This is a genomic window from Pontibacter mangrovi (assembly GCF_006385705.1).
Taxonomy (GTDB): Bacteria; Bacteroidota; Bacteroidia; order Cytophagales; family Hymenobacteraceae; genus Pontibacter; species Pontibacter mangrovi.
Genome location: NZ_VFRQ01000011.1, coordinates 46912 through 64811, shown reverse-complemented (window position 1 = coordinate 64811; position 17900 = coordinate 46912). Strand labels below are relative to the sequence as shown.

Below are 17900 nucleotides of genomic sequence, written 5' to 3'. Positions count from 1 at the left end.
CCTAACAAAGAGCGTTATGAAGAATTACATCCTGATATTTTGCTTTATGCTTGTAGGTTCGGTAGCTGTGGCGCAGCAGAAGGCGCTTTACAGCCAATACATGACGAACTACTTTCTCCTGAACCCGGCGGTGGCCGGGGCAGAGAAAGACCTGAACGTGAAGGCGGGTTACCGTAACCAGTGGACCGGCTTTGAAGGGGCGCCCAAAACCTACTACCTGAGTGCCGAAATGGCCCTGGACCGGGGACCGTCGCGCAGCCGCAGGCTGAGAGCTTACCATGGCGGCGGCGGCTACGTCTACAGCGACCAGGTGGGGCCTATTACACAAACCGGGCTGCAGCTGTCGTATGCCTATCACGTGCCGATAAACAGGAGCATGTACCTGTCGTCGGGTATTTTTGCGGGTGTGCAGCAGTACCGTTTCGATGAGAACAAGATACACCTGGCAGATGGCACCAACGACGAAGACCCGGTGACGCAACAGGGAAGCTACAATGCCTTTCTGCCTGACCTGAGCGTGGGCAGCTACCTGCACTCAGAGGAGTTTTTTGTGGGCGCCTCGCTGTTTCAGGTGCTGGGTAACAAGATCAACAAAAACAGAAACAAAGACATTGATGACCCGGCGCGGCTGTCGCGGCACTTGTTCGTGTCGGGCGGGTATAATGTTGATGTGAACAGGAACATCACGGTTACGCCTTCGGTGCTGATAAAGTATGTAAGCCCTGCCCCGATACAAGCAGATTTCAACGTGCGGGGCGAGTACCACTTTACCAATCGCCGGAAAAACGCAAACGACGACATGGTATGGGCGGGCCTTTCCTACAGAACGCAAGACGCCATCGTTGGCCTGGTGGGTGTACAGTTTAAAGAGCAGTACCGCCTGAGCTATACGTATGACATTACCGTTTCGCCGATGCGCCACTACAGCGCCGGCTCCCACGAGATCGTGCTGGGCTTCCGGATACCCTAGCCACTCTTTAGAAGATATAGCCTACCAAGAGCCAGTGCAAATAGCGCTGGCTCTTTTTGTTTATGCCTAATATGATACCATATTGTACAGAGGCAAGTCTGCGTTTCAGATGCCGGTCCCGAAAGTATGGCATCCTCAAAGGAAAGGGCTAAAAACCAGTGAAATTATGTAAGTGCCTGATAAGTGTTGTTTTGTATGCTGTGTTACGCTCGCTGCGTTTTTTAGTGCTTTCACCACAGTTAGAAACACGAAAGCAAGATATATGGGTGCAAGTTTATAACTTTATATATAATTAATTTTGTTTTTATAGTGCTGTGAGTGTAACAAATCCAATTAATAGTTGTATAAGTTCTTTAAATAGTAAAATTTAAGACTTAACCTACAACTGTTATGCCTGCAATAGCTTCTGTTTATTCCAGTTACGGGGGGCCGTAAGGATTTTTGCCGCCGTTGTAGCCCTATCACCTGCATTTCTGGCGCCTCTTTCTAGCCACAAGTAAGCGATAATTATACTTTAAATCGTCTGCAATATGGTTTTAGCTGTAAAAAAACGGCTTTTACCTATTGCCCAGCCTTGTATTGCCCTACCGCAAAGCCCTGCGCTTTTTTCTACTGACACTCTGAACCCAAGGCCAACGCAACGCAGCCTTAAACCCAAACCTTATCCATTCATTCTATGAACCAACGTTTTACCCATCTTATTGCCAGGGCTGTTAATGCCCGCTTAAGCAAAGCTTACCTGTCCTACTGGCTCTTTTTCCTTTTCCTGATAATAGGAAATGTAGCCTGGGGGCAGACAATATCTACTATAAGTCCTCAGTGTAGAACTGCAGGTGGAGGCGAGTTTGTATTAACAGTTACTGGATCAGAATTTAACGGAAGCTCGGCAATTTGGATAAATGGAACTCCGATCGCAACATCTAGAAATGGTAACACACTGACTGCAACTGTACCGGCCAGCTTTACTGCAAGTATAGGAGTGCTGAGCGTGCAATCATCATCAAGTAATAAGCCCTCTGCAGCATCAATACCTCTTGTTGTAATAGGAGCACCTTCAGTGGCTCAGACAAGTGGCCCAGCATGCGGACCAGGACAGGTAACTTTAACGGCTTCTGGAGCTCCTGCCGGAGCAAGTTACAGATGGTATACTGCTGCCTCAGGCGGTACAGCAATAAGCGGTACTTCTGGTGCAACTTATTCACCAATCATCACGACAACTACAGACTATTGGGTGTCAATGGCAGCGCCAGGAGGGTGTGAGAGTGAAAGAGTGAGAGTGACGGCTACAATTAACGCTATTCCTGCGCCACCAACTACCACAACAACAACATTTCAACGATGCGGCCCTGGCGAGGTGACAGTAAGTGTTGAAGGAGCCCCAAGTGGCGGCAGCTACCGCTGGTACACACAACAATCAGGGGGGACAGCCATAGCTGGTGCAACAGGGCCAAGTTATACAACAAGTGTAACTAATAGTACTACCTTCTTTGTGAGTGCGGTAAGCCCGGCAGGATGCGAGAGTACATCCAGAACTACTGTTAGGGTAACTGTAAATAATATTCCAAACACGCCGACTGTTACTCCCGGGTCAAGTTGTGATGCGGGCCCGGTTACATTAAGTGCTACACCTGGTACAGGTGCAAACATTGTTAATTGGTATGCCGCTGCTTCAGGAGGTGACCCCATTGAGACAGGCTTAACCTTTACAACACCAGCCATCACCGCTACTACAACATACTATGTAGCAAGCTACAGTACAGCAACTACCTGTGAGAGTGAAAGGGTGCCCGTGACAGCCACTATCATCCAGACTCCCACTGCCTCTATCTCCACCTCAACCCCAACAACAGTTTGCGAGGGCGGGTCGGTTCTTTTGACTGCTGTAGCCACCCCGGCTACCCCTGCAGTTGGCAGTTATACTTACCAGTGGTACGATGGCGGCCAAGCCATTGTGAACGCAACAGCCTCTACCTACACAGCTTCAGCCACTGGTAACTATACCGTGGTTATCACAAACACGGCCGGGCCGTGCGTGAGTGCTGCCTCTGCGCCGGTTGCTGTTACTGTTAATCCTTTCCCGGTAGCTGAGGTAACCGCAGCAACGGAGACGGAGCTATGCGAGGGTGAGTCGGTTATTCTGAACGTAACACCTGTGGAGGGAGCTACCTACCAGTGGCAGTTAAACGGTGCAGACATCACAGGCGAGACAGGAACATCCTTTACTGCAGACGCACCAGGAAGCTACACCGTAGTGGTAACGACCAACAGCTGCCCCACTACCTCTAATGCCATCGCGGTATCTGTTAATCCAATGCCTGTGGCAGTTATTACGCAAGGCCCCGAGGCATTGCTCTGCGAAGGCGGACAAGTTACCCTAACTGCGCAAACAGGGGCAGGTTATTCCTATCAGTGGTACCTGGATGGAAGCCCGATAGCCACGGCAACTGAAAGCGCCTATAACGCGACAGAGGCAGGTGCATACACCGTGGAGGTAACGCTGGGAAACTGTACTGCAAGCTCTGAAGCAACCACTGTTACAGAGCAGCTGTTGCCAACCGTAGCTATTCTGGCCTCGCCAGACGAGCCTGTTTGCGCCGGCGAATCGGTGGTGCTGACCGCCAGTATAAACCCGGAAACACCGGCTACTGGCAGCTATACCTACAGGTGGTTTGAGGCAGGAGCGCCTGCCACCACACTAGGTACAGATGCTACTTTTGCGGCATTTGCCTCAGGAGTGTATAATGTAGAGGTTACGGTGAACACTTGTAGCGTAACGGCTATAAGCCCGGTAACAGTAACCGTTAACCAACGGCCTGCAGCTAACATTACAGCAACAGGGCCATTAGACTTTTGTGAAGGAGGGTCTGTTACCTTGAACGTGTCTGATGCGGTGCCGGTAGGCGATTCGTATACCTATGAATGGTTTAACGGCAGCACCAGCCTGGGCAATAACAGCCCGAGCCTGAACGTGACGGCATCCGGTACATACACGGTAAGCATCACCAACAGCGCAGGCTGCACCAACACCGCTGAGGCTGTGATTGTTCGGGTAGGCACCATTGAGGAGGCTGCCATAACCTACTCAGAGCCAACCGAATTTTGTGAGGGCAGCAGCATTGTGCTGGAAGCAACGCAGGCCCCGGCCGGGCAAACCTATACATATCAGTGGTTATCGGGTGGAGTTGAAATAGAAGGTGCCACTGACCGCACGTATACCGCCACTGCCACAGGTAACTACAGTGTGCTGGTAAGCAACAACGGCTGCTCTAAATCCTCGGCGGAAGTGTTTGTAAATGTGTTGCCGCAGCCATCTGCCGCCATTGAGGGCGGTAACCAGGAGACCTGCTTTGTGCCAGGTAGCACCGCAAGTTTTAGCCTGGAAGCTACATTTACAGGAGAAACAGCAGCGTGGAGTTCATCAAACCCAAATTTTGCCATCACCAACCCTGTTTATGATGTTGAGAACGGACGTGCCACTGCAACGGTAATCGTGACGGGCACCGGAAACGCCACTATTACCCTTACTTCTTCTAGCGCAGTGGCAGCATGCGGCATTGGCACCAGTTCAGTAGTGCTGCTCGTGAAGCCACTGCCTGAAACAACCATAACACCTGGCGGGCCTGTTGCTTTCTGCCAGGGAGATGAAGTTGTGTTGAACGCGCCGGAAGGCACTGGCTATACATACCAATGGCTGCTGAACGGGGAGAGCCTGAACGCTGTAGGAAGAAGCTATACTGCCAGCGTAGCCGGTGATTACACGGTTATCGTTACCAACAACGAGTGCTCTGCCGTGTCAGCGCCTGTCACTGTTACCGTTAACCCGCTTCCTTCAGCCGAAATCATTCCATCCGGATCAACTGTGTTTTGCGAGGGAGGCTCGGTTACGCTTACGGCAAGTTCCGATCTGGGCACCAGCTTTACCTGGTTCAGGGATGGCGTTCAGGTAGGAGAAGGGGAGACCTATACCGCATCAACAGCTGGTAGTTATACGCTGCAGGCTTTGGCTGAAGGCACAGGCTGTATCAACACGTCAGACCCCACGGTGGTGGTTGTAAACACAGCCCCAACGGTATCCATCCAAACCAGCGGATCTACCACTATCTGCCAGGGCAGCTCGGTTACGCTAACCGCTCAGGCTACGCCGGCAGGGGCAAGCTATACTTATCAGTGGTTTAGAGGCACCACCCCGGTTGCCACAACGCAGCAGTTCACCGCCAGCCAAGCCGGAGACTATAGCGTGCGCGTAACAAATACCGCCACGAACTGCGCTACTACTTCTAACGTCACTGTTACCGTTACGCCGAATCCGGTGGCTGATGCCGGCGGAAACAAAACCGTGTGCTCGGGCCAGCCTGTTGTTTTAGGTGCGCCTGCAGTTGCCGGTTATACGTATAGTTGGAGCCCATCCACCGGCTTGACCAGCGCAACAGCTGCGCAGCCTACGGCTACTATCACCAATACGGGTACCAGCAGCATAACCCGCACCTATATATTAACTGTTACTGCCAATGGTTGCACCTCTACCAGCAGTGCTATTGTAACGGTTACGCCAGCCATTGCCCAAAATACGATCTCAACCACTACAACTACTGCCTGCGCCGGAACTACTCTTAGTGCCATCACAGGCAGTACGCCGGTTGGTGGCAATGGCCCGTATGCGTATAAGTGGGAGAGCAGCATTACTTCAGCAACGGCTGGTTTTAGTGCGGCTACAGGAAGTAACGCTGGGCAGAGCTATAACCCCGGCACACGAAGCCAGACAACGTGGTTCCGCAGATTGGTGACTTCAGGTGGCTGTGCCGTGAGTGTAAGTAATGTGGTGCAGGTAACGGTAACCCCAACTACCACTTATACGCTGGTGCTCACAGCTAATCCGTTCCCGGTTTGCCCCGGCCAGAATACCACCTATACCGCTACAGTGCTGGCAAACGTAACTTCTGTGAACTATCCCGCTAACCCGCGCTACGAGCAAATTACCTGGGAAGGTGGAACAGATGTGACGAGCCAATTTGAGTTTGACTGGTGGAAAAATGATAACAACGACCGATCGGAAGGCCAAACCGGCCCAACCATTAGCCTGGCCGGCCTGTCTTCTACCGACTACTACACGGTTCGGGCCAAGCCGAAGAGCGGCGTTAATTTGTCTTGCCCGGTTTATGCAAACCCGCCATCGCTTACACCACCTACTAACCCCGACGGTGCTGTGCTGTTCTCCAACCGCATTTACCTCGGCAGGCCTAGCGATTACGGCGTTTCCATTAGCAGAACACCTATAGGCTCTATTTGCCCAGGTACGCCGGTTACGTTTACAGCTACACCCAATGCGGAGTATGTAAACCTTACCATAGAGTGGATCGTGAGGAACAGTGCCGGAAACATTGTAGCGAGCAGGCCAATGAATGCGAGCAGGACCTTTACCAGCAACACCTTGCAAAACGGGGATGTGGTGAGCCTGAACTTTACATCGGATGAAAACAAATGCTCGCCGGTAGCCTCTAGTAACGCTATTACCATGGTGGTAGTAGTTGACCAGCAGCTAACAGGCGGAGGCGCTTACTGCGTAGGCAGCACCTCCAATGTACCAGTGGGGCTTGCAGGTTCTCAGGTTGGGGTATCATACCAGCTAAGACGCAACGGAAGCGACATTGTCAGGACTGTGGAAGGCACAGGCGGCCCTATCAGTTTCGGTCCTCAACAGGCTGGCATGTATACCGTGTTGCCTGTTTCTGCAAACGGTTCCTGTACTCAGTATCCTGGCGCTGTAACCATTTACGAAACTCCGCTACCAGTTACCAGCTACGAGGTGACGGTTACAAATAACGGGCAGTACTGCGAAGGCGGCGCAGGGGTAACAGTAGGGCTAAATGGCTCGCAAGCGGGCGTACGGTATCAACTGGTAAAAGACGGGGTGCTGCAAACAGGTTCAGGGGCCATAGTAGATGGCACAGGAGGAGCAATTAGCTTCGGCACCAGAACAGCAGGCACCTATACTGTCAGGGCCACTACCATCCAAGGCGGCACCGCTGCCTCCTGCTCGCAGGATATAACAAATGGTAAAACAGTGGTTATGAACCCGCTTCCGTTGGCCCAGAGCGTAGAAGGCACCTCTTACTGTACAAACCAACCTGGGGCACAGCTGAGTTTGGCTGCCAGCCAGGCAGGGGTAACGTATGCGCTCTACAGCGGCGGAACTAAACTGGCAGACGGCGCTAACGTAAACGGCACGATTACTTTTGATTATGCCGCAGTGGCTGGCACCTCGTACTACATTGTTGCAACCAACACTACTACAGGTTGTTCCAGTCAGTTTAATGTGCCAGCGATCAGCACAGAGACACCTCAGCCGCAGTTTGTGGAGATAAGCATTGACCCTAACCCGCTTGAGTTCGGGAAGCCGGCCAAGTTCACGGCGCTGCCTACTAACTCCGGCAGTTCTCCAACTTTCCAGTGGTACAAGTATAACTTCGAAACGTTTGAGTTTGAGGCTGTGGAAGGAGCGACTGGCAGTGTGTATGCGGTAGATAACCTGCAGGACGACCCGATTAAGATGCGTGTGGAGGTGACGGCCAGCGCCGATGCTTGTGTAACAAACGCGGTGGCCTTGGCCGAGACCGGTACGCTTGATCCGCTGCCTGTGGAGATCATGTACTTCAGGGCTGTTCGTCAGGGCAACGACGCGGTGCTGGAGTGGGCCACGGCGATGGAGGAGCGCAACTCGGGCTTCGAGGTGCAGGTGTCCGAGGACGGCTTCAGCTTCCGCAAGCTGGCCTTCGTGCCGACGCAGAACGGCAACACGGTGCTCAAGCAGGTGTACCGCTACACCGACCGCGAGAACGGCAAGCGGGGCACGCGCTACTACCGCCTCAAGCAGGTGGACGAGGATGGCGCCTTCGAGTACTTCACCACCAAGGCCCTGAACTACGGCGAAGTGGCCAGCCAGGTAAAGGCGTTCCCGAACCCATTTACCACACAGATTACGCTGGACATTGCTGCCGAGCAAAGCGGCATGGCGCAGGTGGCGATGTACAATGCAGTTGGCCGGCAGCTACTAGAGCGTACCATAGAAGTAGAGGCTGGGTTTAACACAGCAGTGCTGCAGGTTAGCCCGGATCTACCACATGGGGTATATTTTGTGCGGGTGCTGCTAGAGGGTAACGTGTACAACCTGAAGCTACTAAAAGAATAATAAAGGAAATTAATAGGGTTTAAAGCTGAAAGAGCCGGGTATTTTATCCGGCTCTTTTGCATTAAAGCTAAAATATTTTAGTGCAATATAACATAGGATGTTTAAACATATATAGGTAACGTAATATTTGCTAAGGCTTTGATGCTACGTTAGTTGCTGTAAATTGTTGTATAATATTTAAAATTATTGTTTAGTGATGTTTTAGTGCAATTATACTTAGGGTATTGTTAAAATATGCTTTCTAGTATATATAAAGTGTCACAATTTTAATTTATACTTGTGTTGTTGAATTGGCTGTTTCTTTAAATAAAGATAAAATTTTTTAGGAGCCTGGAGATGGGGAGCCATCGAAGATGAAAATCAGTAGGATGAAAAAAGCATCCTATTGCATACGTGGCTGTCATTAATTTTAAATCCTATAACTATTCCACTTTAAAAACTACGCTTTAGAGCGTGGGCGGAATTCTATTGCCCGAATAATCTGATTACGAACGCTTAACCTATAAACCCTACCCTTATGAAACGAAGTTTTACTAGAACTACTTACCTACTCTTGGTTATGTTGCTTTTGGTATTTTTTTCAAAAAATAGCTGGGCCCAACAGAGCCCGTCAATTGCAGTTACAAATAGTTGTGCTAATCAAGGTACGGCATTTACATTAAATATAAGCGGGAGTGGCTTTATTAATGGAAATAATAAGAATACGCTTCAGGTTTCAACGACAAATACATTTGGAGAGATTATATTTAGTGATACAAATTTAAACCCAGGCAAAAATGATGGTAGTTTTGTTGATTATGCTATAACTTTCACCAGTACCTCTGTTGTTGTAAGTAGCATTAGGACATTATACGTTCGAGTTGTTAAAGGAATTTCGCCTAATACAGATCCCTCTTCTAACATAGTACCTTTATACATTATTGGGCAGCCTACTGTCCAAACGCCCCAAACAGGATGTGGTTCACTAGCACTAACAGCCTCCGGAGCGCCAACAGATTTCACCTATAATTGGTATACAGCAGCTACTGGAGGATCACTTTTAGGCACAGGAGCAAACTATACTGCATCTACTTCAGGCACGTATTACGTTTCTATGACTGCACCAAGTGGTTGCGCAAGTGCAAGAGTTCCTGTAACAGCAACTGTTAATCCATACTTAACATCCAATAACACGATTAATGTACCAGCTGATATTGAAATAGGTAAGCCTTCAACGATAACACTTAGCTCAGAGGCAGTAGACAGAGGAGATGCAGAGGCATATACTTGGGAGATGCTTGTTGATGGAGCTAGCGCAGGCACGGTTGAAAAAACAACTGTACCTGAACTTACTATAGATGAGGTGCCTAATGGAGAACTTGTCTTTAAATGTACAATAACTCCCAAGGCTGGTACTTGCTATGAATCATATTCATTATCAGCAACCACTGAAACCATCACCCCCCTCCCCGTAGAGATCATGTATTTCAGGGCGGTTCGTCAGGGCAACGACGCGGTGCTGGAGTGGGCCACGGCGATGGAGGAGCGCAACGCGGGCTTCGAGGTGCAGGTGTCCGAGGACGGCTTCAGCTTCCGCAAGCTGGCCTTCGTGCCGACGCAGAACGGCAACACAGTGCTCAAGCAGGTGTACCGCTACACCGACCGCGAGAACGGCAAGCGGGGCACGCGCTACTACCGCCTCAAGCAGGTGGACGAGGAAGGCGCCTTCGAGTACTTCACCACCAAGGCCCTGAACTACGGCGAGGTAAACAGCTATAGCCTGCAAGCCTATCCTAACCCTTTTGAGGGCGAGGTGAGCATGGAGCTGCACGCCGACCAGGATGGCCAACTGAACGTGCAGGTGCTGGATGCTATGGGCAGGCCCGTGCTGACAAAGCAGTTTACCGTTAGCCGCGGCCACTCCGCCGAGAAACTGCAGCTGCAGCAGTCGCTGGCCAGGGGCGTATACTTTGTGCGCACCGAAATGAACGGCGAAGTCAGCAACTTTAAATTATTGAAAAAATAGAGTAATAGGGTTTATCCAAAAGAGCCGGGCATATTGTCCGGCTTTTTTGCGTCTATGCGGGTTGGTGAGATTATTTGTAGGGGCAGATCGCGGCCTATCCGTGCGGCAGGCTTATCTATACTTCGTGGACTTGCGCCTAAAGTATAAAACTAGCTTTGGCTGTTGTGGCCATAGGCAAATGTGCAGGCGTTCTTTTCCTGCATTTTGAAGTGCCGGGTCCATCCAGTTTACCCCTCACAGCTATGCTCGGTCTTGCCTTCTCAGTAGGCCAAGGAGGAAATTCTGTAGCTGCCATTTCAGAAGTATAGGTTTCATAGCAGCTGGTATAGCGCGGACAAGTCGGGACCTGCCCCTACAGGTAAACACTTCAGATTTATACTTTAAAAAAGAGCCCGCTGCGGCTCAGGCGCAGCGGGCTCATACTTTATGCTTATCAAGTATACGTTACAGCACCTTCACCTTCAGGCTGGTGGGCTGCTGCGGCGAGTGGTATACTTTATGGGTGGCCTTGATGAAATCCTCCTCGTTGGCCTCAAAGATGTTGTCCACGTACTTCTGCGGGTTGCGGTCTACGAGCGGGAACCAGGTGCTTTGGATCTGCACCATCACGCGGTGGCCCTTCTTAAACGTATATAGCACGTCCTGCAGCTCCACGTTTACCGGCGTTACCTGGTTTGGCGTAAAAGGCTCCGGCTTCTCAAAGCTGTTGCGGAAACGGCCACGAAACACCTCGCTGCGCACCATGGCCTGGTAGCCGCCCATCGGTTTGTTCGGCTGGTGCGGGTTCGCCTGCGCTGAGTCTGGGTATACATCAATCAGTTTTACAACCCAGTCGGCGTCGGAGCCGGTGGTGGCCACTTTCAGCTGCGCCAGTATCTCGCCTGCCAAAGTCAGGTCCTCCGTCAGCACATCCGTCTGGAACGTCAGCACATCCGGGCGGCGGCTGGCGAAGCGCTGGTCGTCAGCCATGTACTCGCGCGTCATGCCAAGGGCTACCTCTTCCGTAAAAGGCACTGGTTTGGCGGGGTCAGAGATATACGCGCTGGCTTCTGCCTCGCCGGCTGCAGGCGCTTCAAAATTCAGCTTACCGTTCTCGTGGAAGTATAGCGTTTTCTCCTGCGCCTGCTTCGGCGGCCATACTTCAAACTCACGCCAAGTGTTGTTGCCTCCCTCAAACATGACAGCCTCCGGCAGTTTTACCGGCGTTTTGGCACCTTCTTTCAGGTAATGGTTAAAGAACCTGGCCTCCACTTCCTGCTGGTACCACGGCGAGTTTTTCTGGCCAAAGTATACCCCGCTCAGGTTGGAGCCGTCGGTGCGGGCCCAGCCACCGTGTACCCAGGGGCCCATCACAATCATGTTCGTCAGCTTCGGGTTGTTCTTTTCAATGGTCTGGTAAATCTTCAGCGGGCCGTACAGGTCCTCGGCGTCGTACCAGCCGCCTACGGTCATCACGGCCGGGCCTTTAATGTTTTTGAGGTGAGGGAGCAGGTTGCGCTTCTGCCAGAACTCGTCGTAGTTCGGGTGCGCTACTATGTCGTTCCAGAAAGGCACCTTGCCCTTCAGGTACTTCTCGTTGGCGTTTTTCAGCGGACCCATCCGCAGAAAGAATTCGTAGCCATCGGGCGTGCCGTGGTCGAAGCGCGGGTTGCGTTGCGTGGTGGGCTCGGGGCGCGGCAGGCCAAAGCTGGACAGGAAGTTAAAGGCGTGCGGCAGGAAAAAGGCGCCGTTGTGGTGGAAATCGTCCCAGAACCAGTCGGCAATAGGGGCCTGCGGCGATACCGCCTTCAGGGCAGGGTGGTTGCTCATGAGGCCGGCGGCGGCATAGAAGCCGGGGTAGGAGATGCCCCACTGGCCCACGTTGCCGTTGTCGTTATCCAGCTTTTTCACCAGCCAGTCCACGGTATCGTAGGTATCGGTGCTCTCGTCAATGTCTTTTTTGCCTTTCTTTTTGTCCAGGTGCGGCGTCATGTTCACAAACTCACCTTCCGACATGTAGGTGCCACGCACATCCTGGTACACAAAAATGTAGCCCTCGCGCAGCAGGGTAGGGCTGGGGCCGAGGCTGGTCTTGTAGCCTTCGCCGTAAGGGCCCACCGAGTAAGGCGTGCGGTTCATCAGGATGGGGTACTTCTTGCTCTTATCCTTGGGCGAGTATACTACCGTGAACAGCTTTTTGCCGTCGCGCATCGGTATCTGGTACTCTGCCTTCTCGTAGTTTTGCCGGATGTAGAGCGAGTCCTGGTTTACCTGCTGCGCCATACTTTGGGCCGCGTACAGGCAGAGCGCCAGCAGCAGCACAAGTGGCCGGAGCAGGTCTTTTGATAGGGTCATAGGTTTAGTTTAGAGGTGATAGGTTAAGGTTTAAACCCTGAAGGTAAGCATTCTAGACGATATGTAGTAGGGCAGCGGCGGCAGTATAAACCGAAAGTATAAATCTGTACTTATATAGTATAAGCGTAATGCTTTCTAAGGAGTTATTGTTATATTGAAGGGAGTTTAAAGTCTAATATCAATCATCTATGAAAACAAAAGTTTTTTTGATCAAGCTGATCGGAGTGAGTGCAGTGATAGTAATATTAGCGTCAGTCTATCTCACTGGCGAAAAGTTCGGCCGCTTTTTGGCTGGGCTACAGGGGAAGCCCGAAATATCAGCTACTGATACAGCTTTTAATATCGGTTACAGCCTTGGCTACCTTGCCATCCCGACCGTGACGCTTCTGGCGCTGTACACGGCTTACCGTTATACCCAGAAGCGTAATAAGAAGCACGCCTAAGGTTTATATTAATCCACATGAGAAACTTAAAACCACACCTGCGCAAGGCACTATACTTTGCGCTGGGCTTTATGCTAATGGCCTTTTTTATAGAAGGCTGGCCTGAGATAAAACACGGATTATTAGACGGATATTTTATACGCTAGCACATGAAAAGATATGGAATAACCGCCCGCGATGTATAGTCTTCTTGCTAGGAGCCATTACACTGTTTGCCCTTGAGGTAGCAACGGATTGGGAGGCGCATCAACAGGCTTTCCTGGACGAGTACGAGTCGGCGAGAACAAACTAAATACAACTAGAAAATTGAATCTCATCACATGAAAACAAGAAAGAAAACGAACCTGCGCTACCTGCTGCTAGGGGCTGCTGTGGCTTTTGCCGCTTACCTTATCTCGGGTTGGGATGATGTGGTACGGGGTTTCAACGATGCGCAGGAAGGAAAGCCATATCAGTATGAGGAAACGAAGTAACGTATAAATCCTGCCGATGCCGGTGGTGCTAACTCTGTTTTATACTTCGCCGTTAAAGCAAAGCACACCAAGCATGAAAACAAATGGAACAGGAACAAACTACGTTACTAAAAGACTACCCGATACAGGAGAAAGGCGCCTACTTTTGCGTGCTCGCCACCATGGCCTCTGCCGACGGAAACGCCTCGGATGAGGAGCTGGAGTTTCTGGATATGATGGGGGAGGCGGCCGAACTGCCCGAGAACCTGCGGCAGGAGGTGGAGCAGGTGGCAAAGAACCCCTCGCAGATCAGCTTGCAGAAGTGCATGGATGTGCTTAAGAACAGCACCCTCCGTTTCTCGCTCGTCACCGACATCATCAGCTTTGCCAAATCCGACGGAAAGTATACGCAGGAAGAGCAGCAGCGCATTGAAGAAATTGCCACTTACCTGGGCGTAGACCACAAGCAATACAGCCTGCTGGAGGAGTATGTGAACAAAGCCGGGGAGGCGCAGCAGCAGGGCGAAGACCCTACCTCACAAAGTTTCCTGAACAAGAACGGTTTTGGCGATATGTTTAAGAATGCCGGTATCTCCCCGCAGATGGTGCAGGGCATGCTGGGTATACTGGCGCCCATTGTGCTGGCCAAAATGATGGGCGGCCGCAGAAGAAGCCGGTATGGCGGTGGCATGATGGGTGGTTTGCTGGGCGGATTGCTTGGTGGCGGTATGATGGGCGGCGGCATGATGGGCAGAAGTACCGGTGGCCTGGGCTCTATCGTATCTATACTTGGCGGGCTGAACGGACGCAGGGGCTACAGCAGCATGGGGTCCGGCGGACTAGGCAGTTTGCTGGGCGGTATCCTGGGTGGCGGTAAGCGCCGTGGCGGCTGGTAAACACTCAAGAACTGAAGCATCAAGCTAACTGCTCAGCAGTAACAGTAGCTTGCCCCTTCCCTCTAGCGGCAGCAAAAATTGGCAGTTGAATTCTACCTTGATGCTGTTAACTAAAAGCTAGAGCTATCTTTGCTAACATCACAAGAAATCTATCCGAAACATCCTGAAAAGGGCTCTCCCAAAGGGCTGGTTGACAGAATAGCGCACCAACGAAAGTATAAAAAAGCGGCTGCCCCATCGCTGGAGCAGCCGCTTTTTTTATACTTAGTATGCAGGTTTATTGGCGGCAAACGCAGTGTTCGCCGGCAATGCCTTGCAGGCGGGTATCGGTGCCTTCGTGCCAATCAAAAGCAGAGGCATACTTGTTGTTCTCCCACCAGAAGTTGCCCGGTTTCTTATCGTAGTTGCCAAGCTCGGTCATGGTGGCGGCATCATACAGGCGGCCGTTGATCATGGTATACTTTACCTGCTCCGAGTTACGGATGTTCTCCAGCGGGTTAGCGTCCAGCACAATCAGGTCGGCTAGCTTGCCTGCTTCCAGAGAGCCTATTTCAGTGCCCATGCCCAGGTATTCCGCACCGTTCAGCGTGGCGGCCCGCAGCGCCTCGTGGTTGGTCATGCCGCCTTGCTGCAGCATCCACAGCTCCCAGTGCGCTCCCAGTCCCTGTAGCTGGCCATGTGCCCCCAGGTTCACTTTCACGCCGTTGTCGGTTAGGACTTTGGCTGCCTTGGAGGTGGCGATATGGCCATTCTCATACTCTTCGTCGGGCACCAGCGTTACGCGGCGGGATCTGCCATCTATAACAGAGCGTGGCGTAAACTTCAGCAGGCGCTCTTTCTCCCATACTTTGCTCTTCTGGTACCAGTAGTACTCGCCTGAGTTGCCGCCGTAGTTCACGATCAGGGTAGGGGTGTAGCCAACCTTAGAGGCTTTCCATACTTCCTGCACATCTTTGTAAAGCGGGGCCACCGGCAGGTTGTGCTCCACGCCAGAGTGCCCGTCCAGCACCATCGTCATGTTATGGAAGAAGGTAGAGCCTCCCTCCGGGTACACGCTCATGTCCAGTTCGCGGGCGGCCTCAATTACCTGCTGGCGCTGCTCACGGCGCGGCTGGTTATAGCTCTTCACCGAGAAACCGCCCACCGCTTTCAGGCGGCGCAGGTGCGAGCGGGCATCGTCCAGGCTGTTGATCACGGCCTTAAAGTTACCGTCGGCGCCATACAGGATGGTACCCGTAGAGAAAATGCGCGGCCCCACCATCGCTCCTGACCTCACGGCCTCCGACTGGCTGAACACCATTTCGGTAGTGGAAGACGGGTCGTGGGTGGTGGTAACGCCGTAGGCCAGGTTGGCAAAGTATGACCACTGCTTCTGCGGGCTCATACCCAACCGGAAAGTGCCTAGGTGCGCATGCACATCCACAATGCCTGGCATAATGGTTTTACCGGCTGCATCCACCACTTTGGCGTCTTTCGGCACGTTCACGTCCTTGCCTACAGCCACAATGCGGTTGCCTTCCACTACAATCGTGCCTCCTTCAATCACCTCATCGCCTTTCATGGTGATGATGCGGGCGTTGGTGAAGGCTACTTTGCCCTCCGGCACATCCGTTTTCAGCTCCAGCCCGATCTTAGTGCCTGTCGTGTCTACGGCCGGAAGCTCTTCCGGGGCACCCGGAACAAAGGCAAAGCGGTCTTTCAGGTCGTTGGAGAAGTACTCGTCGCCCAGCACCCAATGCACCTTCTTGCTATCGGCTGACCAGTGGATGCTGGTGCCGGCGTCACGGGTAAAGCGGGCCACCGGAACTGCTTTGGTGTCGGCGCTCAGGTCCAGGCCGGAGCCGTTGGCGGTAAACGGAGCGATGTAGCCATTGAACAATTCCACAAAGCCGATCCACTTGTTGTCCGGGCTTGGGTAAAACTGATCGGTATACTTGGAAGTATAATGCGTCTGCTCATTCTTGCCGTTCAGGTCTACGCTCTTAAACGCATACTTGCCGCCTTCATAGCCGGTATAGAAAATGCGGTCGGAGGTAGCGTTGAACAGGGGAGACGCGCCATGCTCCTGCACCAGCGTTGCCTTGCCTCCGCTGGCCGGCATATAGTAAATGCCCTGGTGCTTGCCGTGCACATAGCCCATGTGGTTGTTGCCGCCCTCTTTGGTGTACACAATATACTTGCCGTCCGGCGAGAACTTTGGCTCTGTGTAAAAGCCTTTCTCTGTCGTCAGCTTTGTCGGTTTGGGGTTTTTCCTGCGGATGTCGAGCTTGTAGAGCGCCCCGAAGTTATCATCGTTCCAGGTGGAATAGACAATTGACTTGCCATCCGGCGAGAAGGAAGGATAGAACTCAAAGTCCCGGCCTTGTGTAATGCGCTCCGGCTTGCCGTTCGGCAAATCCTTTTTATAGATGTAGCCGGCCGCGTTAAATACCAGCGTTTTACCGTCCGGCGAGGTAACGGCATGGCGTATGGCTTTGGCCGTGAAGGCTTTTGGCGCAATGCCTCCGTCTTTGCTGTGGTCGTGGCGCACGGCTTCGGTCAGGTAGTGTGTGGCAGTGGCCTCAAACGGAATGTTGGCCACTTCTCGCGTCGCCACATTCACTTTGTTGATCTTGCCACCAGCCCAGAACACGATGTTCTTGTTGTCAGGCGTCCAGGAAAAGTATGGATAGACGCCGAAAATGGCCCAGGCCTCCTGCTGGTCGTGGTTCAGTTCGTCGTAAATCGGCCACTCCTCGCCGGTGCTCAGGTCGTGCACAAACAGCACCGACTTGGTACGCACCCGGCGCACAAAAGCCACATACTTGCCGTCGTGGCTCAGCACAGGGCGCACCGAGCCGCCGTTGCCGGTAATCACGTTGTCAATCTCCCCGGTGTGGCGGTCCACGCGGCGGATGACGTAGATCTGGCCGTTAGGGTCTTTGTTATACTCAAACGTAGAGCCGCCACTCATGTCCTCCGAGAAGTATACATACTTGCCGTCCGGCGAGGCAAAGGGCTCCCCGGCGTCTTGCTGGTCGTTTTTGCGCTTGGTTAGCTGCACGCCGGTGCCGCCGGTGCGGTGGTACATCCACATCTCGCCGGCGCCCAGAGAGCGGGTGTTGGTATAGTGCTTGCGCGCAATTAGGTATTCCCCGTCCGGTGTCCAGACGGCGTTGTTCAGGAGGCGGAAATTCTCGTTGGTGATCTGCTTGGCCTCTGAGCCATCGCGCTTCATCACCCAGATATTGTCGCCGCCGCCGGCATCCGACGTGAAGGAGATATACTTGCCGTCGGGGCTGAAGCGCGGCTGTACCTCGTAGGGGCGGCCACTGCGCAACACTTTAGCCTTGCCACCCGAGATAGGCATGATAAAGATGTCGCCGAGCATGTCAAAAACGATCTCTTTGCCGTCCGGGCTTACGTCCACGCTCATCCAGGTGCCTTCGTCGGTGGTAAAGGTGATTTCTTTCTGAGGACCGTGGGCGGCATTTACCTGCCACTTTTCGTCTTCTTTCTTTTTTTCCTGAGCATGTGCCGCGCCGAAAGGGAGCAATAGCGCAGCGGCCAGTACCATACTCAGATAGGTACGTTTCGTCATCAGTAGGTTGGAAATTAGTTAGTTTACGCCTCTA

At 52.4% G+C, this 17900-nt stretch carries 10 protein-coding genes and 2 pseudogenes; 9 read left to right on the top strand and 3 right to left on the bottom strand.

The features are described from left to right. Positions 1 to 16: 16 nt before the first annotated feature. From FJM65_RS17365 to FJM65_RS21750, 4 genes and pseudogenes are all read left to right on the top strand, one after another. Complete coding sequence (locus FJM65_RS17365) at positions 17 to 970, top strand: PorP/SprF family type IX secretion system membrane protein (protein ID WP_140623024.1); 954 nt, start codon at positions 17 to 19, stop codon at positions 968 to 970. Between the two features lie 676 nt (positions 971 to 1646). Further along, positions 1647 to 2714: pseudogene (locus FJM65_RS21755) on the top strand (immunoglobulin domain-containing protein); the annotation flags it as partial. Positions 2715 to 2759: 45 nt separating this feature from the next. Then, positions 2760 to 8156, top strand: a complete 5397-nt coding sequence (locus tag FJM65_RS17360) for a T9SS type A sorting domain-containing protein (RefSeq protein ID WP_181163764.1) — start codon at positions 2760 to 2762, stop codon at positions 8154 to 8156. A 517-nt stretch (positions 8157 to 8673) separates the two neighbouring features. Continuing rightward, positions 8674 to 9249: pseudogene (locus FJM65_RS21750) on the top strand (immunoglobulin domain-containing protein); the annotation flags it as partial. On the opposite strand, the gene FJM65_RS21555 reads toward FJM65_RS21750, so the two are convergent. After that, complete coding sequence (locus tag FJM65_RS21555; RefSeq protein WP_181163763.1) at positions 9240 to 9542, bottom strand: hypothetical protein; 303 nt, start codon at positions 9540 to 9542, stop codon at positions 9240 to 9242. The pseudogene FJM65_RS21750 and the gene FJM65_RS21555 sit on opposite strands and share 10 nt — an antisense overlap. A gap of 73 nt (positions 9543 to 9615) precedes the next feature. On the opposite strand from FJM65_RS21555, the gene FJM65_RS21550 reads away from it, so the two are divergent. Then, a complete protein-coding gene (locus tag FJM65_RS21550; RefSeq protein ID WP_181163762.1) occupies positions 9616 to 10161 on the top strand; it encodes a T9SS type A sorting domain-containing protein in 546 nt (181 codons plus the stop codon). Positions 10162 to 10605: 444 nt separating this feature from the next. On the opposite strand, the gene FJM65_RS17350 is transcribed toward FJM65_RS21550, so the two are convergent. Then, on the bottom strand, positions 10606 to 12495 hold the full coding sequence (locus FJM65_RS17350) for a CocE/NonD family hydrolase (RefSeq protein WP_140623017.1): 1890 nt from the start codon (positions 12493 to 12495) through the stop codon (positions 10606 to 10608). Between the two features lie 188 nt (positions 12496 to 12683). Between FJM65_RS17350 and FJM65_RS17345 the strand changes: the two genes are divergently transcribed. From FJM65_RS17345 to FJM65_RS17340, 4 genes are all read left to right on the top strand, one after another. Next, on the top strand, positions 12684 to 12938 hold the full coding sequence (locus tag FJM65_RS17345) for a hypothetical protein (RefSeq protein ID WP_140623015.1): 255 nt from the start codon (positions 12684 to 12686) through the stop codon (positions 12936 to 12938). Between the two features lie 17 nt (positions 12939 to 12955). Next, positions 12956 to 13084 (top strand): hypothetical protein, encoded by a 129-nt coding sequence (locus FJM65_RS21655; protein WP_262710950.1) that lies wholly within the window; start codon positions 12956 to 12958, stop codon positions 13082 to 13084. 174 nt (positions 13085 to 13258) lie between these two features. Further along, entirely contained in the window at positions 13259 to 13411 is a 153-nt protein-coding gene (locus FJM65_RS21340; RefSeq protein WP_181163761.1) for a hypothetical protein, read from the top strand. A gap of 83 nt (positions 13412 to 13494) precedes the next feature. Continuing rightward, positions 13495 to 14286 carry a TerB family tellurite resistance protein gene (locus FJM65_RS17340; RefSeq protein ID WP_140623013.1) on the top strand — a complete coding sequence of 264 codons (792 nt, stop codon included), beginning with the start codon at positions 13495 to 13497 and terminating at the stop codon, positions 14284 to 14286. Positions 14287 to 14563: 277 nt separating this feature from the next. Here the strand turns inward: FJM65_RS17340 and FJM65_RS17335 are convergent, their stop codons facing one another. Then, a complete protein-coding gene (locus FJM65_RS17335; protein ID WP_239023004.1) occupies positions 14564 to 17866 on the bottom strand; it encodes an amidohydrolase family protein in 3303 nt (1100 codons plus the stop codon). Positions 17867 to 17900: the final 34 nt, after the last annotated feature.